We start from the raw sequence: 19,741 nt of genomic DNA, 5'->3' as shown, positions 1-19,741 counted from the left end.
GGCCTGTGAGCAGGCCCTAGCGCAGCCGCACGGGTTCGATGTCGATGCTGGTCTTGCCGTCGCCCAGCATCAGTGCGCCTTCCTGGATCGTCGCCTGCAGCTGCATCGAGCGCTGCGCCAGCGCCGCCAGCGACTGCGAGGCCGCGGTCGGCACGCGGAACACGCTGAGGTTCTGCGGCCGCGTCAGCTTGGTCTCGATGCCGCGCCACCAGATCTCGGCGGCATGGTTGAAGCAGTAGACGATCACCTCGTCGGCCTTGCCGCAGGCCTTGATCACCGGCTTGTCCTCGGGTTGGCCGACCTCGATCCAGAGCTTCACCTGGCCGGTGAAGTCGCGCAGCCAGACATCCGGCTCGTCCGGGTTCGACAGGCCGGCACCGAAGGCCAGCGTGCCGTCGCCGTTGCACACGTCCTGCAGCTTGTGGGCGTTGAGCGCCAGCGCCACCAGCCGGATCATCATCCGTTCGTCGGTTTCGCTGGGATGGCGCGCCAGGGTCAGCGCGTGGTCGGCGTAGTAGTTGTGGTCGATGTCGGCGACCGCGAGACTGGCCTTGAAGATGGTTGACTTGAGTGCCATCAGGCCCGCCGGGCCAGTTCGGCGGCTTTGCCGATGTAGCTGGCGGGCGTCATGGCCAGCAGGCGCTCCTTTTCCGCTTCCGGAATGGCGAGCGAGCGGATCAGTCCGTGCAGCGCCTCGGCGGTCACGGTCTTGCCGCGCGTGACTTCCTTGAGCTGCTCGTAGGCGCCCTGCACGCCGAAGCGCCGCATCACGGTCTGGATCGGCTCGGCGAGCACTTCCCAGGAGCTGTCGAGGTCATCGGCCAGCGCTTCCTGGTTGAGTTCGAGCTTGCCCAGGCCGGTGGCGAGGCTGGCGTAGGCGAGCGTGGCATAGCCGAAGGCGACGCCGATGTTGCGCAGCACCGTGCTGTCGGTGAGGTCGCGCTGCCAGCGGCTGATCGGCAGCTTCTCGCTCAGGTGGCGCAGCACCGCATTGGCCAGGCCCAGGTTGCCCTCGGCGTTCTCGAAATCGATCGGGTTGACCTTGTGCGGCATCGTCGAGGAGCCGATCTCGCCGGGCTTCAGGCGCTGCTTGAAGTAGCCCAGGCTCACGTAGCCCCAGATGTCGCGCGAGAAGTCGACCAGGATGGTGTTGGCGCGCGCCACGGCATCGAACAGCTCGGCCATGTAGTCGTGCGGCTCGATCTGGATGCTGTAGGGCTGGAAAGCCAGGCCCAGGCCGAGCGGCGCGGGCGTCTCGACCACCTTGCTGCTGAAGGCTTCCCAGTCGAAATCGGGCCAGGCGGCCATGTGGGCGTTGTAGTTGCCGACCGCGCCGTTCATCTTGCCCAGCAGTTGCACGGCCGCGATCTGCTCGCGCGCCTTGGCGAGCCGCACCGCGACGTTCGCGAGTTCCTTGCCGACGGTGGTCGGGCTGGCGGTCTGGCCGTGGGTGCGCGAGAGCATGGCCACGTCGGCGAACTTGCCCGCCATGTCGCGCAGGGTCGCGATCAGGCCGTCGATCGCCGGCAGCATCACTTTTTCGCGCGCAGCCTGGATCTGCAGCGCGTGGCTGGTGTTGTTGATGTCCTCGCTGGTGCAGGCGAAATGGACGAATTCGGACGCGGCCAGCAGTTCCGGGCGGGCCTCGAACTTCGACTTGATCCAGTATTCGACCGCCTTCACGTCGTGATTGGTGGTCTTCTCGATCTGCTTGATCGCGACCGCGTCGGCCTCGGAGAAGTTGGAAACCAGGCCGAGCAGGTACTTGCGGGCGCCGCCGGTGAGAGGCTTGAATTCGGCGAAGCCGCAGTCCGAGAGGGCGATGAACCACGCCACCTCGACCTGCACTCGCCGGTGCATGTAGCCCTGTTCGCTCATCAGCGGGCGCAGCGCCGAGAGCTTGGCCGCATAGCGGCCGTCGAGGGGGGAAAGGGCGGAGACGGTGGAGAAACTCATGGGCCAATTTTAGGTTGCGGCCCGGCCGAAGCAATTTCGCTTCGGATCGCGGGGCCGGAACGGGATTTCGCGCCGCCCGCCTTCCCCTAGAATCAAAGCGCTACAACGATGACCCTGATGGGGGGAATGCCCGCATGAAACTGATCGGATCCGCTGCCAGCCCTTACGTGCGCAAGGTGCGCGTGGTCATGGCCGAAAAGCGGCTCGACTACCAGTTCGTGATCGAAGACGTCTGGTCTGCCGACACCACGATTTCCAGTTCCAACCCGCTCGGCAAGGTGCCCTGCCTGATCATGGACGGCAGCGAGGCCATGTTCGACTCGCGCGTGATCGTCGAATACCTCGACACCCTGTCGCCGGTCGGCAAGCTGATCCCGCAGCAGAGCCGTGAGCGCGCCGAGGTCAAGACCTGGGAGGCGCTGGCCGACGGCGTGATGGACGCCGGCGTGCTGCTGCGCATGGAAGCCATCTGGACGCTGCGCGCCGACAGCGAGCGCAGCCAGGCCTGGATGGACCGCCAGCGCGGCAAGGTCACTGCCGGCATCGCCGCCATGGCCAAGGGCCTGGCCGACAAGCCCTTTTGCAGCGGCATCCACCTGAGCCTGTCCGACATCGCCGTCGGCTGCGCCCTGGGCTGGATCGGCTATCGCTTCCCCGAGATCGATTGGCGCGCCGACCATTCCAATCTGGTCCGCCTCTACGACAAGCTGATGCTCCGCCCGAGCTTTGCTGACACGGCACCTTGAACACCCCCAGGTTGGCTCACTTCGTGTAGCCGCCCACCCCCTTGCAGGGGGCGCAGCCGGCGGCCCGGCGAAGCCGGCTCCGCGGCAGCCCCCGAACAGGCGCGCTACGCGCAGCCCCAAACAAAGAAAAGCCCCGCACTGCGGGGCTTTTTGTTTTGCGAGGCCGGCGAAGCCAGGCCGTTGGTGAAACACCGCGGAACCGGCTCCGCCGGGCCGCCGGTGTTGCCCCCGGTAGGGGGTGGGCGCCCGACACGAAGTGCGGGCAACCTGGGGGCGAGATAAAGATGTTGCGAGGCGCCCCGGACGAAGGAGGGAGGGAGGGAGGAGGAGAAGAATCGCCTCGGGATTTCAACCTGACGGCAAGCGCCTGGAAGACCTCGCAACATGAAAAGAAAACGGCCGGGCCCTACGTGCCCGGAAACGGTATGAGCATGGGGCGGCGACCGGGTTCCTGCTCGATGAGTAAGCGTTTGTGACTAGTTCGAAAGCGTTGCGGAATCCGACTTGGCCGCCGCGAGCGGCGCTGCGTTCAGCTGCTTTTCGATCTCGCGTACGAAGGCGCGGTCGTCCGGCGAGGTCAGGCTCGAATAGGCGTCCACCACCTTGCCGTCGCGGCCGATCAGGTATTTATAGAAGTTCCACTTGGGCGTCGTTCCGGAGAGTTGCGCCAGTTGCTTGAACAGCGGGTTGGCCTCCGGCCCCCGGACCGATGATTTCGCGAACATCGGGAATTTGACGCCGAAGGTGCTTTCGCAAAAGTCGGCGATCTCCTTGTTCGAGCCCGCTTCCTGGGCGAAGTCGTTCGAGGGGAAACCGAGCACCACCAGCCCGCGCGCGCGGTACTTGCTGTCCAGCGCTTCCAGGCCCTTGTATTGCGGCGTGAAGCCGCAAAAGCTGGCGGTATTGACCACCAGCACGACCTTGCCGGCGTACTGGCACAGCGCCTGGGGCTTTTCGTCCTGCAACCGCGGGAAGCTGTGCTGCAGGAGGGCCGGGCAGGCGGGCGCGGCGGCGGAAGAAGGGGCCTGCGGGGTGCTCTGGGCCGTGGCCGCGGCCGGGATCAGGCACGCCGCGATGGCGAGCGCCGGAACGAGAAGCACTGTTGGCCGGATGGGCATTGGCATTTTGCGATTTCCCGAGTGAAAGAGCGCAGGAATTCGGTTTCTGGCGCTGGACAAATCCGCATCATCGCGCGCCTGTCACGGGCGTGTCCGGCCTCCCGACTAAAATCCCGTGGCTTAAGAAAGACATCGATGCTTTATCCGGAACTCTTCAGACAACTCGAATCTGTCCGCTGGGACATGGACAAGGATATTCCTTGGCAGTCTTTCGACGCAACCCGGCTCACCGAAGAGCAGGCCCAGACCATCAAGATGAACGCGATCACGGAATGGGCCGCGCTGCCGGCCACCGAGATGTTCCTGCGCGACAACCGCCATGACAGCGACTTCTCGGCCTTCATGTCGATCTGGTTCTTCGAGGAGCAGAAGCACTCGCTGGTGCTGATGGAATACCTGAAGCGCTTCAGCCCGCAGCACGCGCCGACCGAGCAGGAACTGCACGACGTGCGCTTCGATTTCGACCCGGCTCCGCCGCTCGAGACGCTGATGCTGCATTTCTGCGGCGAGATCCGCCTCAACCACTGGTACCGCCGCGCGGCCGAGTGGCACACCGAACCGGTCATCAAGCACATCTACACCACGCTGAGCCAGGACGAGGCTCGCCACGGCGGCGCCTACCTGCGCTACATGAAGCGCGCGATGGAAAAATTCGGCGACGAGGCGCGCTCGGCCTTCACCAAGGTCGGCGTGCTGATGGCCAGCGCGCGCCGCACCGCGCAGGCGCTGCATCCGACCAACCTGCACGTCAACAAGTCGCTGTTCCCGAACGACACGATCCAGAGCCGCGTGCCCGATCCGGACTGGCTCGAGCACTGGCTCGACAAGCAGATCAAGTTCGACGCCGTCTGGGAAAGCAAGGTCGGCGAGCGCATCCTGCACAACCTGAGCCTGCTGATGAACCGGAGCTTCAAGACGGTGCAGGAGCTCAATCGGTATCGCAAGGAGCTGGCCGCCTCCCTGGGTCCCAAGCCCGAATACCAGGGCGCTTGAAGCAGTTGCTCGCCCCCAGGTTGCCCGGCACTTCGTGTCCGGGCGCCCACCCCCTACCGGGGGCAACACCAGCGGCCCGGCGGAGCCGGTTCCGCGGTGTTTCACCAACGGGCCTGGCTGCGCCGGCCGGGGGAACACCGTCGCCATCGCTGTGTCTGTTCTTCGGCTGCGCGCAGCGCGCCCGTTGGTGGGCAGTCGCGGAACCGGCTTTGCCGGGCCGCTGGTGTTGCCCCCGGTAGGGGGTGGGCGGCTACACGAAGTGAGCCAACCTGGGGGCGAGCCTCGTCACCGGCGCTCGACGATCACCGGCGCCAGCTGCAGGCCGTTGCGGACCTGCTCGACCGTGTCGCGCGCCAGGTCGCGCGATGCAAAGGGACCGGCCTGCAGCCGGTGCGTGCCGCTCTCGCTGAACACGGCGAGGGTGGCGGACAGCATCGGCATCTCGCGCGCCACCTGCTGCTGGAAGCGCAGCGCGCCGTCGCGCTGGCTGAAGGCGCCGAGCTGGACCCAGAAGCCGGGCCCGGCAGCGGCCGCCGCACGCGGCGTCGGTGCGGCGTCCTGGACCGCAGGAGCGGCCAGCGGGGCCATCGGCGGCAGCGCCGTGACCTGCATGGCGTCGTATCGCGAGGTGGCGACCACCGGCGCGGTCAATGTCGAAGGCACCGCGACACTGTCGGGCGCAGCGGCCGGCGCGGCCGCCACAAAGGCCGGAACCGTCTGCTGCGCCAGCACCGGCGCGTCGCCCCGCCGCCAGGCGCCGGTGCGGATGTCCTCGTTGGTGATGCGCTCGATCTCCACCGGTGCGACGCCGCGCAGCAGGTCGAGCTTGAGCGCCGCGGTGTAGCTCAGGTCGATCACGCGGTCGTCGTGGAAGGGGCCGCGGTCGTTCACGCGCACGATCACCTCGCGCCCGTTGGCCGGGTTGCGCACCCGCACGTAGCTCGGCAGCGGCAGCGTCTTGTGTGCGGCAGTCATCGCGTACATGTCGTAGGGCTCGCCGCTGGCGGTCGACTGGCTGTGGAACTTGGTTCCGTACCACGACGCGAGCCCGCTTTCGCGAAACGGCCGGTCGTCGACGATCGGCGTGTAGGAACGGCCGAGCACCACATACGGCTTGCTAGTGCCGCCGCTGCTGCGGATCGTCTCGACGCGGGGTTCGGCGTCGGGCACCTGGCCAAGGCCGGACGGCGGATTGGCCGCGGCACCGTCGCGTCCGCCGCGCGGGCCGCTGGCGCAGCCGGCCAGCAGGACCAGCGTTGCTGCCGCCATCCACGCGAGCGCGCGTGGCGACGCACTGTGCCGCCTAGCCAAACACAGCCTTCCACAGGGCCAGCATGGCCTCGCGCTCGATCACCAGCGCCGTCATCGGCACCTGCGTCGGTTCCTCGTTGAGCCGGGCCCGGTGCTGCACCCGGCGCAGCTCGCGGTAGGCGGAGGCGGCGGCCTGGCCGACGCCCGCGGGCAGCAGGCCGGCCGCCTCGGCCCGCAGCAGCAGCGCGATGTTGCCAACATTGGGCACCAGTTCGGGATGCGCCTCGGCCGCCGACAGCACCAGGAACTGCACCGCGAACTCGGCGTCGACCATGCCGCCCGCGCTGTGCTTGACGTCGAAGCGGTCGGGCTTGACCGGTCGCGCGGCGCGCACTTTCTCGCGCATCGCCACGATCTCGGCCTTGAGCGCGTCGCGATCGCGCGGCGCGGTGATCACGGCCTCGCGGATGCGGTCGAAGCGTTCGCCGAGCGCCGGAGCGCCCAGCACGAAGCGGGCGCGGGTCATGGCCTGGTGCTCCCAGGTCCAGGCGGTGTTGCTGCCGCGGCCGAGCTGGTATTTCTCATAGGCCTCGAAGCTGGTGGTCAGCAGGCCCGAGTTGCCGTTCGGGCGCAGCGCGGTGTCGATCTCGAACAGGTCGCCTTCGCGGGTCTTGACCGTGAGCCAGTTGATCAGCTTGCGCACGTAGGCCGCATAGACCTCGCCGGCGCGCTCGTCCTCGTCGTCGTAGACGAAGACGATGTCGAGGTCGCTGCCGTAGCCCAGTTCCTTGCCGCCGAGTTTGCCGTAGCCGATGATCGCGAACTGCGGCTGCTCGCGGTGCGGATTGCGCACCTGCGGCCAGCACCAGCGCGCGGTGACGCGCAGCACCGCGTCGGCCAGCGCGCTCAGGTCGTCGGCCACCTGCTCGACCGTGATCCGGCCATCGACGTCGCGTGCCAGCGTGCGGAACAGCTCGGCATGGTGCGCATGGCGCAGCAGGTTGAGCAGGCGCTCCTCGTCGGCCTCGCCGGTGCGTGTCAGCGACTGGTGGCGGTTCTCGAGCTCGCGTTCGAACTCGGCCGCCACGAAGCGGCCGCTCAGCATCTCGTTGCTGGCCAGCTCGTCGATCACGCCGGGATGCTGCATCAGGTAGCGCGCCGGCCACTTGGCCGAGCCGAGCAGGCGCAGCAGCCGCTCCTGCACGGCGGGCCGCTCGACCAGCAGCGCGATGTAGCTTTCGCGGCGCAGCAGCGGCTCGATCCAGTCGGCCCAGCGCAGCGCAGCCTCGACATGGTGGGAAATGCGGCCCGGCGCCTCGCTGTCGGGCTCGCGCAGCCACTGGCCGGTGCGCTGGATCAGCTGGCGCAGGCGGGCCCGCGTGTCGTCGCGCAGCGCCAGCACGCGCGGGTTCTCGCTCCAGCCGCGGATGCGCTCGGCGAACGGACCGGGCAGGGTGTCGATCAGGTCGTGAATGTCCACCGGCGCCGGGCCCGGCGCGCCGCCCTTGCAGCCGTTGCAGGGCGCCTTGCCGCCGAGCAGCTTGTCGAACTCCTGGGCGACGAATTCGCGATGGGCGTCGAGCTGGGCCAGGAAGGCGCAGCAGTCGGCGTACCCGAGGGTCTGCGCGATCCAGCGCAGATCGTCGTCGTTCACCGGCAGCACGTGGGTCTGCTGGTCGTCCAGGTACTGGATGCGGTGCTCCACCCGGCGCAGGAACTCGTAGGCGGCGGCCAGCGCGTCGGCCGTTTCCTGCGGCATCAGGCCGGCGCGCGCCAGGCGCTGCAGCGCATCGAGCGTGGGCCGGGTGCGCAGCTCGGGGAACTGGCCGCCGCGCACCACTTGCAGCAGTTGCACCGTGAACTCGATCTCGCGGATGCCGCCGCGCGACAGCTTGACGTCGTTGGCGCGTTCGGGCCGGCCGGCGCTGCGGCGCGCCGCCTGTTCGCGGATCTGCCGGTGCAGCGTGCGCAGCGAGTCGAACACGCTGTAGTCCAGGTAGCGGCGGAAGACGAAGGGCAGCACCACCCCGCGCAGCGCCTGCGCCGAGCTGTCGATCACCACCGCCGCAGGCGCCACCACGCGGCTCTTGAGCCAGGCGAAGCGCTCCCATTCGCGGCCCTGGACCTGGAAATATTCCTCGAGCGCATCGAGCGAGACCACGCTCGGCCCCGAGTTGCCGTTGGGCCGCAGCGCCAGGTCGACGCGGAACACGAAGCCGTTCCCGGTGGTGTCGCCCACCAGCGCGTAGATGCGCTTGACCGCGCGCGCGAAGTATTCCTGGTTGGCGAGCCGTGAACGCCCATCGGGGTCGCCTGCGGTTTCGCCGTCCTGGTCGTAGAGATAGATCAGGTCGATGTCGCTCGACACGTTGAGCTCGCGCGCGCCGAGCTTGCCCATGCCGACGACCCAGAGCTGGGCGCGCCGGCCGTCGGCCGCGAGCGGTGCCCCGTGCACTTCGTCGAGTTCGGCGCAGGCTTCGCGGCAGGCGACGTCGAGCGCGAACTCGGCCAGTTGCGTGACCGCGGTGGTGACCACCGCCAGCGCCGCCTGCTGGTCGCAGTCGAGCGCGATCAGCCGCTCCATCACCAGCTGGCGCACGATGCGCAGCGCGTCGGCGGCCGTGTCGCCGCGCGCGCGCAGGGCCTGGTAGGCCTCGGCCATATGGGCGCGCAGCGGTTCGCCTGGCGGCAGCAACGGCAGCTCGGCAGCGTAGCGGCGCCGAAGCCGCTGAACGAAGCGCGAATAGGCCGATAGTGGCGGCGAATCGGATGGCGGCATCGACCGCTGAATCTCGGCATCGGCACCGGTGGAACCCGGTTGGGTGCTGGCGGTCATAATTCCTGACACAGCGCGATCCTCAATGAACGACACGACGTCTTCCCCTTCACGTCTGCTCAAGATCACCGCTGCGACGGCGCGCTGGTTGTTGGGTTTGCTGATCGGTGCATGGCTCCTGCTTGCGCTGTCAGTCGCTGTCCTACATCTCTGGATTGTGCCGCGAATCGGCGACTACCGTGGCGCACTGGAAGCGCAGGCCACACGGGCCATCGGCGTGCCGGTGCGCATCGGTTCGATCGGCGCCCGGTCGGGCAGCCTGTTTCCCACGGTCGAGCTGCGCGACGTGGTGCTCCTGGACGCCCGCAACCAGGAGGCGCTGCGCCTCGAGCGGGTGGTGGCCAGCGTGTCGCCGCGCTCGCTCTGGAACCTGAGCTTCGAGCAGCTCTACATCGAGCGGCCGCAGGTCGAAGTCCGGCGCGACGCGCTCGGCAAGCTGCACATCGCCGGGCTCGACATGTCCAACGAGACCAGCGGCGGCGGCGACGGTGCCGACTGGTTCTTCGCCCAGCGCGAGGTCGTGGTGCAGGGCGGGACGGTGCGCTGGACCGACGAGCGGCGCAAGACCGCGCCGCTGCTGCTGACCGACGTCCAGTTCGTCGCCCGCAACGGCGGCCGCCGCCACGCGATGCGCCTCGACGCCACGCCGCCGGCCGGCTGGGGCGAGCGCATCTCGCTGCGCGGCCGGTTCCGCCAGCCCCTGCTGTCGGTGCGCAGCGGCAACTGGCGCACCTGGGACGGCCAGGTCTATGCCGACCTGCCCTACATCGACATCACGCGGCTCGGCCGCTACGTCGACCTCGACGGCCGGATCCGCGAAGGCGCGGGCGGCTTGCGGGTCTGGGCCGACGTCAACGACGGCGAGTTCAGCGGCGGCGCGGTCGACCTGGCCTTGACCCGCATCGACGCCTCGCTCGGCAAGGCGCTCCGGCCGCTGGTGCTGCGCGACGTCACCGGACGCCTGGCCGGCAAGCGCAGCGACGGCACGCTGGAGTTTGCAACCAGCCGGCTGCAGTTCGACACCGCCGATCAGATGCGCTGGCCCGGGGGCAATCTGTGGTTCCAGCACACGCCGGCCAAGGGCCATGCCGCAGAGCGCACCGCGCTGCGGGCCGACCGGCTCGATCTCGCGGCGCTGGCGATGATCGCCGACCGGTTGCCGCTGGGCGAGGCGGCCCGCAAGCGGATCGAGGCCTTCCAGCCGCGCGGCCTGGTCGAGCGCATCGAGGCCAGCTGGCAAGGTTCGGCGGGCGAACCCGACCACTATCAGTTCAAGGGGCGCATGAGCGGCTTCAGCGTGGCGTCGCAGCCGGGTGCGCCGGCGGCCGCCCCGGCCCCGGTGACCGCGGCCGCGCCGCCGCACGAGCCGGTCGGAACCCCCGGCGTGAGCGGCGCCACGGTCGACTTCGAGGCCAGCCAGGCCGGCGGCAGCGCCACGCTGTCGATCGCGAACGGCGCGCTCGACCTGCCCGGCGTGTTCGAGGAGCCGGTGGTGCCGATCGAGCGGCTGTCGACCCAGCTCCAGTGGAAGCTCGAGGGCGGCGCGGCCCAGCTGCAGGTCTCGAACCTGCGCTTCGCGAACGTCGATGCCGAGGGCGAGGCCCAGGCCAGCTGGCGCACCAGCGACCCCGCGGTGTCGCGCAGCGCCGACCGCTATCCCGGCGTGCTCGACCTGCAGGGCAAGCTGACGCGGGCCGACGGCACCCGGGTCTGGCGCTATCTGCCGCTCCACATCCCGAAGCCCACGCGCGACTACGTGCGCGACGCGGTCACCAAGGGCACTGCCAGCTCGGTCGACTTCAAGGTCCGGGGCGACCTCTGGGACATGCCCTTCATGGACCCGAAGCACGGGGACTTCCGCATCGTCGCGAAGGTCGCCGACGTCAGCTATGCCTATGTGCCGCCGGCGCCGCGGGAGACCAAGGTCTGGCCAGGGTTGACGGGCCTGTCGGGCGAGCTGGTGTTCGAGCGCGCCGGCATGCTGGTGCGCAACGCGCGCGGGCGCATCGCCGGCGCGCAGGGGATCGAGGTCACGAAGGCCGAGGCCCTGATCGCCGACATGTCGCACCATGCGCTGCTCAAGGTCGATGCGCAGGCCAAGGGTCCGCTGGGCGAACTGCTGCGGGTCGGCGGGCCGCTGGCCGGCGAAGTCGGTGCCACCCTGGCGGAGATGCGCGCGACCGGCAACGCGGACTACAAGCTGCGCCTCGAGCTGCCGCTGGAGGCGATGGACAAGACCAAGGTGCAGGCCAGCATCGTGCTGGCCGACAATGAGCTGCAGCTCGCGTCCGCTGCGCCGGCGCTGACGCAGGCGCGCGGCACGCTGAGCTTCACCGAGAACGGCTTCTCGTTGGCCGGTGTGCAGGCGCGCGGGCTTGGCGGTGCGATGCGCATCGAGGGCAGCGGCCGCTTCGGCGCCCGGCAGGAACTGGACATCCGCGTCCAGGGCACGGCGAGCGCCGACGGCCTGCGCGCGGCGCGCGAGGTCGACTGGCTGGCGCGATTGGCCAAGAACACGACCGGCAGCACGCCCTACGCGGCCCGTTATTCGGTGCGCGAGGGCGCCTCCGAGTTCCTGCTCACGAGCAGCCTTCAGGGCCTGGGCCTGCAATTGCCGGCGCCCATGGCCAAGCAGGCCGACGAGATCATGCCGCTGCGGGTCGAGAAAAAGGTCGTGCTGCGCGAAGCCCGGGCCTCGGGCGCCGCGCCGCTGGTCCACGACCAGATCTCGCTCGAGTTCGGCAAGGTCGGCTCGGCCAGCTACGTGCGCGACATCTCCGGCCGCGAGGCGCGCGTGTTGCGCGGCGGCATCGGCATCGGGCTGGGGGCCGGCGAATCCGCGCCGTCGCCCGAACGCGGCGTGCTCGCGAACATGCGCTTCGCCCGGCTCGACCTGAGCGCCTGGCAGGCGCTGTTCAGCGAGACCACCGGCAAGGCGCCCGAAGCGGCGCCCAATGTCGACAGCGGCGACGACGCGCTCGCCTACCTGCCCACCGTGATCGCGCTGCGCGCGCAGGAGCTGGCGTTCGGCGGCCGCACGCTGCACGACGTGGTGCTGGGCGGCACGCGCGACGGCCAGCTCTGGCGCGCCAACGTCGACTCCACCGAGCTCAGCGGCTACGCCGAATACCGTCATGCGCAGGCCGGGCGGCTGTACGCGCGGCTCGCGCGGCTCAAGATTGCCCGCAGCGAAGCGACCGCGGTCGAGTCGCTGCTCGACGAGCAGCCAAGCACCCTGCCGGCCCTCGACATCGTGGTCGACGACTTCGAATTGCTGGGCCGACGGCTCGGCCGGGCCGAGATCGACGCGGTGAACCGCGGCGGCGTCGGGCGCGAATGGCGGCTCAACAAGCTGACCCTCACCAACCCCGATGCCACCTTCAATGCCCAGGGCAGCTGGGCGGCACCGCCGGGCGGCAGCGGCGGGCGCGAGCAGCGCCGCACCGCCATGGAATTCAAGCTCGACATCACGGATGCCGGCGCGCTGCTCAATCGCTTCGGCATGACGGACGTGGTTCGGCGCGGCCGGGGCCGGCTCGAGGGCGAGGTGAACTGGACCGGCTCGCCGTTCTCGATCGACTACCCGAGCCTGGGCGGGCAGTTGAAGATCGACGTCGAATCGGGACAGTTCCTCAAGGCCGATCCGGGCATCGCCAAGCTGCTGGGCGTGTTGAGCCTGCAGGCCCTGCCACGGCGCCTCACGCTCGACTTCCGCGACATCTTCAGCGCCGGCTTCGCCTTCGATTTCCTGCGTGGCGATGCCACCATCGTCAAGGGCGTGGCGTCCACCAACAACCTGCAGATGAAGGGTGTCAACGCCGCCGTGCTGATGGATGGCTCGGCCGACATCGCGCGCGAGACGCAGAACATCCGGGTGGTGGTCGTGCCCGAGATCAGCGCCGGCACGGCGGCGCTGGTGGCGACCGCGATCAATCCCGCGATCGGCCTCGGGACCTTCCTGGCCCAGATGGTGCTGAGCCGGCCGCTGATTGCCGCCGCCACGCAGGAGTTCCAGATCGACGGCACCTGGACCGACCCGAAAATCACCCGGGTGGCGCGCCGGCCGACCCCCGCGGCCCAGGCCGCGCCGGCCGAGCCCTCGGTTCCCCGATAAGACATGGCCCCCACGCTCGTCACTTCGTGTATCGCTGCCCCCCGAGGGGGTGCAGTCCGCCCTTGGGGCGGCCCGGCGGGCGGCCTCAACGAGTTCAGGAGACAACCGCCATGAAAGTCGCTGCGATCCAGATGGTGTCGACCATCGCCCGCGAGGCCAACCTGGCGCGCGCCCATGACCTGCTGGCCCAGGCCGCGGCCGCGGGCGCCGAGCTCGCGGTGTTGCCCGAGTACTTCTGCATGATGGGTCGGCGCGACACCGACAAGCTGGCGCTGCGCGAGACCGCCGGTGCCGGCACGGTGCAGAGCTTCCTGGCCGATGCCGCGCGCGAGTTCGGGCTCTGGATCGTCGGTGGCACGCTGCCGATCGAGACCGACGACGACCAGCATGTCTTCAACAGCTCGCTGGTCTACGCACCGGACGGCGCCTGCGTCGCGCGCTACGACAAGATCCACCTGTTCTTCTTCGACAACGGCCGCGAGCGCTACGACGAGCGCCGCGTGATCGCGCCGGGCTCGCAGCCCGTGTGCTTCGACCTGCCCTCGCGCGACGGCCATCGCTGGCGCATCGGCATGAGCGTCTGCTACGACCTGCGCTTTCCCGAGCTCTATCGCGCGCTGGCGCGCGAGGGGGCCGAGCTGCTGCTGGTGCCCAGCGCCTTCACGCACACCACCGGCGCTGCCCACTGGGAGGTGCTGCTGCGCGCCCGGGCGATCGAGAACCTCGCCTGGGTGGTCGCGCCGGCGCAAGGCGGCACCCACGAGAACGGACGCCAGACCTGGGGCCAGTCGATGGTGGTCGACCCCTGGGGCGCGGTGGTGGCGCAGCACGCCGAAGGCGAAGCCGCGGTGCTGTTCGAGATCGATGCCGCGCAGCTCGAAGCCGCGCGCGCGCAACTGCCCGCGCTGTCCCACAGCGTGATCTGAAGCCGGTGTCCGCGCCTGCGCTGCCCGTCGCCCGCGTCCTGCGGCCCGCGTTCGCGCGGTTGCGCTTCATGCGCTCGGTGTGGCGGCGCTGGTTCCTGTGGGTGCTGCTGGCGATCCTGGTGCTGGCGCTGCTGGTCACCGTGGTCTGGCTGGCCGGCCGGCACGAGGTCGAGCAGACCCAGACCGTGCTGGACCGCGACACGGCCGATGCGGTGTCGGACCTGCGCGATGGCCTGCAACGCAACGTGCAGACACTGCGCGCCTCGCTGGCCGGCGGCGTCGGCCGCGAGCAGTGGGAAACCCGGGCCGCCGGCCTGCTGCGCGACCATCGCGAGTGGCTGCGCCTCGAATGGCGCGACCCGGGCCTGAATCCGCTCGGCGTGGTCGATTCGCCCTATCGCCGGCGGGTGTTCGGCGACAACGAACGCGGCCCCAACCAGACCGACGTCGAGCAGGCCTGCACCAGCGCGCGCAAGCTCGGCACGCCGGCCTATTCGCCCAGCCACTACGTGGCCTCGACCCAGGGCAGCGGCCTCGAGGTCCTGGAACTGTGCGTGCCGGTCGAGGGCGGCGGCTACCTGGTGGCGGCCTACTCCCTTCGCGACACGCTGACCGAGATGCTGGCGCCGATGCTCAGCCGTGGCCAGGAGGTGGCCTTCACCGAGGCCGACGGCACCCGGCTGGTGGCGATCGGCGCGCCGCGCCGCGTCGGCACGCGGGTCTTCACCGCGCAGCAGCTGATCGACCTTCCGGGCGCCACCCTGATGCTGCGCGTCGACGGCTGGCGCGCCGTGCCCGACCTGTTCCCCAACATGCTGACCGCGCTGGTCACGGCGATCTCGATCGCGCTGGTGTCGGTGCTGGTGCTGCTGGCGCGCGACACGCGCCGGCGCCTGCGCGCCGAACGCGATCTCGCCGATGCGCTGGCGTTTCGCAAGGCCATGGAGGACTCGGTCATCACGGGCCTGCGCGCGCGCGATCTGCGGGGCCGCATCACCTACGTCAATCCGGCCTTCTGCGAGATGGTGGGCTTCAGTGCCGAGGAGCTCATGGGCAGCGACGTCGAGGCGCCCTACTGGCCGACCGAACTGGCGCACGAATACCAGCGCCGGCAGGCGGTGCGACTGGCGGGCGCCACGCCGCCGCGCGAGGGATTCGAATCGGTCTTCATGCGCAAGGACGGCACCCGCTTCCCGGTGCTGATCTTCGAGGCCCCGCTGATCAACGCGCAAGGGTCCCAGAGCGGCTGGATGAGCGCCTTCATCGACATCAGCGAGCAGCGCCGCATCGAGGAACTGTCGCGGGCCAGCCAGGAGCGCCTGCAGGCCAGCGCGCGGCTGGCGACCGTCGGCGAGATGGCGTCGCTGCTGAGCCACGAACTGACGCAGCCGCTGGCGGCGATCGCGAGCTATGCGAGCGGCTCGCTCAACCTGCTCGGTGCCGACGGCCTGCCGCGTGCGAGCGAGCACGAAGAGGTTGCGATGGCGGTGCGCCGCATCGCCGAGCAGGCCGACCGCGCCGGCCAGGTGATCCGCAGCGTGCACGACTTCGTGCGCCGGCGCGACCGCACGCGCGAGGCGGTGGCGCCCCAGGCGCTGGTCGACGCGGTGCTGCCGCTGGTGCGCCTGCAGGCGCGCAAGCTGGGGGTCCGCGTCGAGCTCATGTTCGAGGAGCACCTGCCGGCCGTGGTGTGCGACCGGACGCTGGTCGAGCAGGTGCTGCTGAACCTGGCGCGCAACGGCATGCAGGCGATGGACATGCCCGGCCTGGCCGAGCGGGTGCTGCGGCTGCGCGTCGTGCGCGCCGGCGGAAGTCCGGGGCCGGACGCACGCCGCTGGCTCGAGTTCTCGGTCGCCGATGTCGGCTGCGGCATCAGCGACGAGGTGGCGGCGCGCCTCTTCACGCCTTTCTTCACGACCCGGCCCGACGGCATGGGGCTGGGCCTGAGCCTGTGCCGCACCGTCGTCGAGCAGCACGGAGGCGTGCTCATGTTCGAGCCGCAGCGGCCGCGCGGCACGGTCTTCCGCTTTACTCTTGCGACCGCCAGCTGACACTCATCTCATGCAACCCCTGATCGATGCCCTGATCTTCATCGTCGACGACGACGCCAGCGTGCGCGAGGCGCTGGCCTGGCTGCTGCGCTCGCGGCGCCTGGTGAGCGAGCAATTCGCCAGCGCCGAAGCCTTCGAGGCGCGCCTGGCCGACGAGCCGCTGCTGGACCACCCGCACTGCCTGCTGCTCGACGTGCGCATGCCCGGCACCAGCGGGCTCGTGCTGTTCGACCGGCTCGCGGAACGCGGACTGCTCGACACCATGCCGGTGATCTTCCTGACCGGCCACGCGGATGTGCCGACCGCGGTGGATGCGGTCAAGCGCGGCGCCTTCGACTTCTGCGAGAAGCCTTTTTCGGACAACGCGCTGGTCGATCGCATCGAGCATGCGCTCGGCGTTTCGCTGCGCGCCATCGAGGCGCAGCGCACGCGAAAGCTGCTCAAGCACCGCATCGACGAGCTGACGGATCGCGAGCGCGACGTGATGCGCTGCGTCGTCGAAGGCCTGCCGAACAAGCTGATCGCCGATCAGCTTGCGATCAGCGTGCGCACGGTGGAGGTCCACCGCGCGCGCGTGTTCGAGAAGATGGAGGTCAAGTCGGCGGTCGAGCTCGCCAACCTGCTGCGAGGGGTCTAGAGCCCCCAGGCCTTAGCCCTGGGGGCGTTCCCCGACGTAGATCTCGACCCGGCGGTTCTGCGCCCGGCCGGCATCGGTGGTGTTGTCGGCGATCGGCTCGCGCGCGCCGCGGCCTTCGGTGCGGATCGATCCGGCCGGCACGCCGCGCGCGACCAGGTAGTCGCGGGTGCTGGCGGCACGCGCGATCGACAGCGGGTTGTTGATGGCGTCGGTGCCGGTGCTGTCGGTGTGGCCGATGATGCGCACGTCGGCGTTCGGGTTGTTGCGCAGGCCGCTGGCGAACTGGTCGAGCACCGGCGAGAAATTGGGCTTGATCGCCGAACGGCCGACGTCGAAGGAGACATCGCTCGGGATCGCGAGCTTGAGCTCGTTGTTGGCGGTCTGGGTCACGGCCACGCCGGTGCCCTGGGTGGCTGCTTCCATCTGGCGCTTCTGGTTCTCCATGCGTTGCGACCACAGGTAGCCGCCCGCTGCGCCCGCCAACGCGCCGACCGCCGCCCCGGCACCGATCGCGCCCCGGTTGCCGCCGGTGGCCGAGCCGATTGCCGCGCCCGCCAGCGCGCCCACCCCGGCACCGATGCCGGTGTTGCGCTGGGTGTCGGTCATGCCGGTGCCGGTGCCGGCGCAGCCTGACAGGACGAGCGCTGCGGCGCTGGTGGCGAGTACGAAATTTCTCATGTCAATCTTTCTCGGGGTCCAAAACAAAGAACGGCGATTATCCCGAGCGACTGGCGTCGAATGTTTGGCGCGGCGGTTTCCGCATGTAACACCTGCGGCGGTCGAGAGCCCTGGCCTGGCTTGTCGTTGCTTGTCGCGCTGCTATCGATTCGATAGCGATCGGCGCTGCGGCCGACAGGCCGAAGCGGCTTGAGACGACACGCCGTCAATCGCGTGGCGGCGGTTCGGCGGGAGGGCGAGATGGCGTGCCCGGTGCGGTTTCGTCAGTGCCGTGCGCGTCGTGCAGTTCGCCGCCCTTGCGGCCCGAGAACATGGTCCACCAGACGATCAGCACGAGCGCGATTCCGGCGCCGAGGGCTTCAAGCAAAATCAGACCCATGAACAAAGGACTCCGGTGGCTGGTGGGACTCGCGATCGTAGCAACGCTGGGTGGCTGCAGCGTCAGCACGCGACAGCCCGAGGTGCCGGCGGCGACGCCGAGCACGGCCGCGCCGCGCGATCTCGGCCCGCTGACCGGATCGCTCGCGCATCCCAAGAGCCGGTGGACGCCCGTGGCCTGGTCCGAGCTGCCGGGCTTCAACGAGGATGCGCTGCACGAAGGCTGGGTGGCGATGGTCGCCAACTGCACGCGGCCGAACGCCGCCATCGCGCCGCTGTGCCGCGAGGTTCGCCAGCTCGCGTTGGCCGACGCCGACCAGCAGCGCGAATGGATGATGCAGCGACTGCAGCCCTTCCGGGTCGAATCGCCCGCGGGCCCGAGCGAAGGCAAGCTCACGAGCTATTACGAACCGGTCTTTGACGCCACGCGCCTGCCGACGGCGACGAACACGGTGCCGCTCTACCAGACGCCGGCGGGCCTGGTCGCCAAACGGCCGTGGTTCACGCGCCAGGAGATCGACACCCTGCCCCAGGCCCAGGCCGCGCTGCGCGGCAGGGAGATCGCCTGGCTGGCCGACCCGATCGACGCGCTCATGCTCCACATCCAGGGCTCGGGACGCCTGCGCATCACCGAGCCCGATGGCGCTCGGCGCACGGTCCGAGTGGCTTTCGCGGCGACCAACGAGCAGCCCTACCGGAGCGTGCAGCAATGGCTCATGAGCCAGGGTGCGACCAAGGTGAGCCTGTGGCCGGAGGACACCAAGCTGTGGGTCGCGCAGAACCCGCAGCGGGTGTCGCAACTGCTGTGGAGCAATCCGCGCTATGTGTTCTTCCGCGAGGAGCCCTTGAACGAGGTCGATGCCGCCTCGGGGCCGGTGGGTGCGCAGGGCGTGCCGCTCACGGCCGGCCGCTCGATCGCGGTCGATCGCGACAGCATTCCCTACGGCACGCCGGTCTGGCTCGCATCGCCGGGACCGGCCGTGCCGCTGGCCAAGCTGGTGATCGCGCAGGACACCGGCAGCGCCATCGTCGGCGCCGTGCGGGCCGACTACTTCGCGGGCACCGGCGCCGATGCGGGCCGCGTCGCGGCGCGCGTCAACCAGCCCCTGCGCCTCTGGGCCTTGTGGCCTAGGTAGTTGCTCGCCCCCAGGTTGGCTCACTGCGTGTGATCGCCTCGAGTCGCTGTCAGAGGCAGCGGCTCTTCGGGCCGTCCAAGCCTGCGCAGGCAGGCTTGGAGCCGCGGCCCTCAGCCCCCTGCCGGGGGCAACACCAGCGGCCCGGCAAAGCCGGTTCCGCGGTGTTTCACCAAGAGGCCTGGCTTCGCCGGCCCTTGGGGTCAGCCCATCTTTACTACGAAGATGGTGAGCATGGTCACGATCGTGATGTGCATGAGGAATTCGAGCCGCCGCTCGCGTGGCGCGATGGCCAGCGCGGCGCCTGCCACGATTAGCGTCAAGGCGCCGAACACGAGATCGAAAGAAATGTCCACTGAACGGTCGTCCTTGCCGGCTCACCGGCCTGCGCGATCGCGGATTATCAATGAGGGCCGCACGGGGCCGGAGTTCAGGGCAAAGGCAGCGCGGTCTTGTAGCGCACCTGCTTGAGCGCGAAGCTCGAACGGATCTTCTCGATCCCGGCGATCGGCGTCAGCTGCTCGAGGATGAACTTCTCCAGCGCCGCGATGTCGGCCACCGCGACCCGGATCAGGTAGTCGCTGTCGCCGGTCATCAGGTAGCACTCCATCACCTCGTCGTGCTCCGCGATGCGCTGCTCGAACTCGGCCAGCGACTGCTTGCTCTGCGTCTTCAGGCTGATCGAGATGAAGACGTTCAGGCCCAGGCCCAGCGCGCCGGCATGGACCAGCGCCACGTAGCGCTGGATCACGCCCGCGCCTTCGAGGGCCTTCACGCGCGCCAGGCAGGGCGAGGGCGACAGCTGGATGCGGCGCGCCAGTTCGACATTCGACAGCGCGCCATCGCGTTGCAGCTCGTCGAGAATGCGAAGGTCGATCGTGTCCAGTTGCATTTGATGCTGTCGATTGGGAGGGTTGCGGCATT

The 19,741-nt window shown here is 69.5% G+C and carries 16 protein-coding genes; 7 read left to right on the top strand and 9 right to left on the bottom strand.

Annotated features, from left to right (window positions below; genetic code table 11):
• Positions 1-16: 16 nt before the first annotated feature.
• Positions 17-577 carry a YaeQ family protein gene (locus AC1DYK_RS04015; protein WP_478094486.1) on the bottom strand — a complete coding sequence of 187 codons (561 nt, stop codon included), beginning with the start codon at positions 575-577 and terminating at the stop codon, positions 17-19.
• Complete coding sequence (gene purB / locus AC1DYK_RS04010; RefSeq protein WP_478165075.1) at positions 577-1,956, bottom strand: adenylosuccinate lyase; 1,380 nt, start codon at positions 1,954-1,956, stop codon at positions 577-579. Before purB ends, AC1DYK_RS04015 begins: the two co-directional genes overlap by 1 nt.
• Positions 1,957-2,090: 134 nt before the next feature.
• Between purB and AC1DYK_RS04005 the strand changes: the two genes are divergently transcribed.
• Positions 2,091-2,702: a glutathione S-transferase N-terminal domain-containing protein gene (locus AC1DYK_RS04005; RefSeq protein ID WP_478165074.1), complete on the top strand. Its 612-nt coding sequence runs from the start codon at positions 2,091-2,093 to the stop codon at positions 2,700-2,702.
• A gap of 476 nt (positions 2,703-3,178) precedes the next feature.
• On the opposite strand, the gene AC1DYK_RS04000 is transcribed toward AC1DYK_RS04005, so the two are convergent.
• Positions 3,179-3,826, bottom strand: coding sequence for a glutathione peroxidase (locus tag AC1DYK_RS04000; RefSeq protein ID WP_478165073.1), 648 nt, complete (start codon positions 3,824-3,826; stop codon positions 3,179-3,181).
• A gap of 129 nt (positions 3,827-3,955) precedes the next feature.
• On the opposite strand from AC1DYK_RS04000, the gene AC1DYK_RS03995 reads away from it, so the two are divergent.
• Entirely contained in the window at positions 3,956-4,813 is an 858-nt protein-coding gene (locus tag AC1DYK_RS03995; protein ID WP_478165072.1) for a ferritin family protein, read from the top strand.
• Positions 4,814-5,098: 285 nt separating this feature from the next.
• Here the strand turns inward: AC1DYK_RS03995 and AC1DYK_RS03990 are convergent, their stop codons facing one another.
• Both AC1DYK_RS03990 and glnE read right to left on the bottom strand, forming a co-directional pair.
• Entirely contained in the window at positions 5,099-6,082 is a 984-nt protein-coding gene (locus AC1DYK_RS03990) for a septal ring lytic transglycosylase RlpA family protein (protein ID WP_478165071.1), read from the bottom strand.
• Between the two features lie 34 nt (positions 6,083-6,116).
• Positions 6,117-8,900, bottom strand: coding sequence for a bifunctional [glutamate--ammonia ligase]-adenylyl-L-tyrosine phosphorylase/[glutamate--ammonia-ligase] adenylyltransferase (glnE, locus tag AC1DYK_RS03985; RefSeq protein ID WP_478165070.1), 2,784 nt, complete (start codon positions 8,898-8,900; stop codon positions 6,117-6,119).
• Positions 8,901-8,925: 25 nt separating this feature from the next.
• Between glnE and AC1DYK_RS03980 the strand changes: the two genes are divergently transcribed.
• The 4 genes from AC1DYK_RS03980 to AC1DYK_RS03965 all read left to right on the top strand — a co-directional run bounded on the left by AC1DYK_RS03980 (position 8,926) and on the right by AC1DYK_RS03965 (position 16,628).
• Positions 8,926-13,014 (top strand): YhdP family protein, encoded by a 4,089-nt coding sequence (locus AC1DYK_RS03980; RefSeq protein ID WP_478165069.1) that lies wholly within the window; start codon positions 8,926-8,928, stop codon positions 13,012-13,014.
• 110 nt (positions 13,015-13,124) lie between these two features.
• Entirely contained in the window at positions 13,125-13,940 is an 816-nt protein-coding gene (locus AC1DYK_RS03975) for a carbon-nitrogen hydrolase family protein (RefSeq protein WP_478165068.1), read from the top strand.
• Positions 13,941-14,008: 68 nt separating this feature from the next.
• A complete protein-coding gene (locus AC1DYK_RS03970; RefSeq protein WP_478165150.1) occupies positions 14,009-15,991 on the top strand; it encodes a two-component system sensor histidine kinase NtrB in 1,983 nt (660 codons plus the stop codon).
• A 10-nt stretch (positions 15,992-16,001) separates the two neighbouring features.
• Positions 16,002-16,628, top strand: coding sequence for a response regulator transcription factor (locus AC1DYK_RS03965; protein ID WP_478165067.1), 627 nt, complete (start codon positions 16,002-16,004; stop codon positions 16,626-16,628).
• A gap of 12 nt (positions 16,629-16,640) precedes the next feature.
• On the opposite strand, the gene AC1DYK_RS03960 is transcribed toward AC1DYK_RS03965, so the two are convergent.
• The gene (locus AC1DYK_RS03960) at positions 16,641-17,306 is read right to left on the bottom strand and encodes a YiaD family glycine zipper/OmpA-like lipoprotein (protein ID WP_478165066.1); all 666 of its coding nucleotides are present in this window, start codon (positions 17,304-17,306) and stop codon (positions 16,641-16,643) included.
• Between the two features lie 205 nt (positions 17,307-17,511).
• Positions 17,512-17,691: a hypothetical protein gene (locus AC1DYK_RS03955; protein ID WP_478165156.1), complete on the bottom strand. Its 180-nt coding sequence runs from the start codon at positions 17,689-17,691 to the stop codon at positions 17,512-17,514.
• On the opposite strand from AC1DYK_RS03955, the gene mltA reads away from it, so the two are divergent.
• Positions 17,684-18,820, top strand: a complete 1,137-nt coding sequence (gene mltA, locus AC1DYK_RS03950) for a murein transglycosylase A (RefSeq protein WP_478165065.1) — start codon at positions 17,684-17,686, stop codon at positions 18,818-18,820. The two genes, AC1DYK_RS03955 and mltA, sit on opposite strands and share 8 nt — an antisense overlap.
• Before the next feature lie 200 nt (positions 18,821-19,020).
• On the opposite strand, the gene AC1DYK_RS03945 is transcribed toward mltA, so the two are convergent.
• Both AC1DYK_RS03945 and AC1DYK_RS03940 read right to left on the bottom strand, forming a co-directional pair.
• Positions 19,021-19,173 (bottom strand): hypothetical protein, encoded by a 153-nt coding sequence (locus AC1DYK_RS03945; protein ID WP_478094323.1) that lies wholly within the window; start codon positions 19,171-19,173, stop codon positions 19,021-19,023.
• A 74-nt stretch (positions 19,174-19,247) separates the two neighbouring features.
• Positions 19,248-19,709: an Lrp/AsnC family transcriptional regulator gene (locus tag AC1DYK_RS03940; protein ID WP_478165064.1), complete on the bottom strand. Its 462-nt coding sequence runs from the start codon at positions 19,707-19,709 to the stop codon at positions 19,248-19,250.
• Positions 19,710-19,741 lie beyond the last annotated feature (32 nt).

The sequence above is a fragment of the Variovorax sp. P2_H12 genome, assembly GCF_056403395.1.
This window is presented reverse-complemented; position numbering and strand designations above follow the sequence as displayed.

Bases quoted from the DNA above. Each gene is read 5' to 3' on its own strand.
- glnE (WP_478165070.1), bottom strand. From the start codon at position 8,900: ATGACCGCCAGCACCCAACCGGGTTCCACCGGTGCCGATGCCGAGATT.
- AC1DYK_RS04015 (WP_478094486.1), bottom strand. From the start codon at position 577: ATGGCACTCAAGTCAACCATCTTCAAGGCCAGTCTCGCGGTCGCCGAC.
- AC1DYK_RS03990 (WP_478165071.1), bottom strand. From the start codon at position 6,082: ATGGCGGCAGCAACGCTGGTCCTGCTGGCCGGCTGCGCCAGCGGCCCG.
- AC1DYK_RS03965 (WP_478165067.1), top strand. From the start codon at position 16,002: ATGCAACCCCTGATCGATGCCCTGATCTTCATCGTCGACGACGACGCC.
- AC1DYK_RS03980 (WP_478165069.1), top strand. From the start codon at position 8,926: ATGAACGACACGACGTCTTCCCCTTCACGTCTGCTCAAGATCACCGCT.
- AC1DYK_RS04005 (WP_478165074.1), top strand. From the start codon at position 2,091: ATGAAACTGATCGGATCCGCTGCCAGCCCTTACGTGCGCAAGGTGCGC.
- purB (WP_478165075.1), bottom strand. From the start codon at position 1,956: ATGAGTTTCTCCACCGTCTCCGCCCTTTCCCCCCTCGACGGCCGCTAT.
- AC1DYK_RS03960 (WP_478165066.1), bottom strand. From the start codon at position 17,306: ATGAGAAATTTCGTACTCGCCACCAGCGCCGCAGCGCTCGTCCTGTCA.
- AC1DYK_RS03995 (WP_478165072.1), top strand. From the start codon at position 3,956: ATGCTTTATCCGGAACTCTTCAGACAACTCGAATCTGTCCGCTGGGAC.
- AC1DYK_RS03970 (WP_478165150.1), top strand. From the start codon at position 14,009: ATGCGCTCGGTGTGGCGGCGCTGGTTCCTGTGGGTGCTGCTGGCGATC.
- AC1DYK_RS03975 (WP_478165068.1), top strand. From the start codon at position 13,125: ATGAAAGTCGCTGCGATCCAGATGGTGTCGACCATCGCCCGCGAGGCC.
- AC1DYK_RS04000 (WP_478165073.1), bottom strand. From the start codon at position 3,826: ATGCCAATGCCCATCCGGCCAACAGTGCTTCTCGTTCCGGCGCTCGCC.
- mltA (WP_478165065.1), top strand. From the start codon at position 17,684: ATGAACAAAGGACTCCGGTGGCTGGTGGGACTCGCGATCGTAGCAACG.
- AC1DYK_RS03940 (WP_478165064.1), bottom strand. From the start codon at position 19,709: ATGCAACTGGACACGATCGACCTTCGCATTCTCGACGAGCTGCAACGC.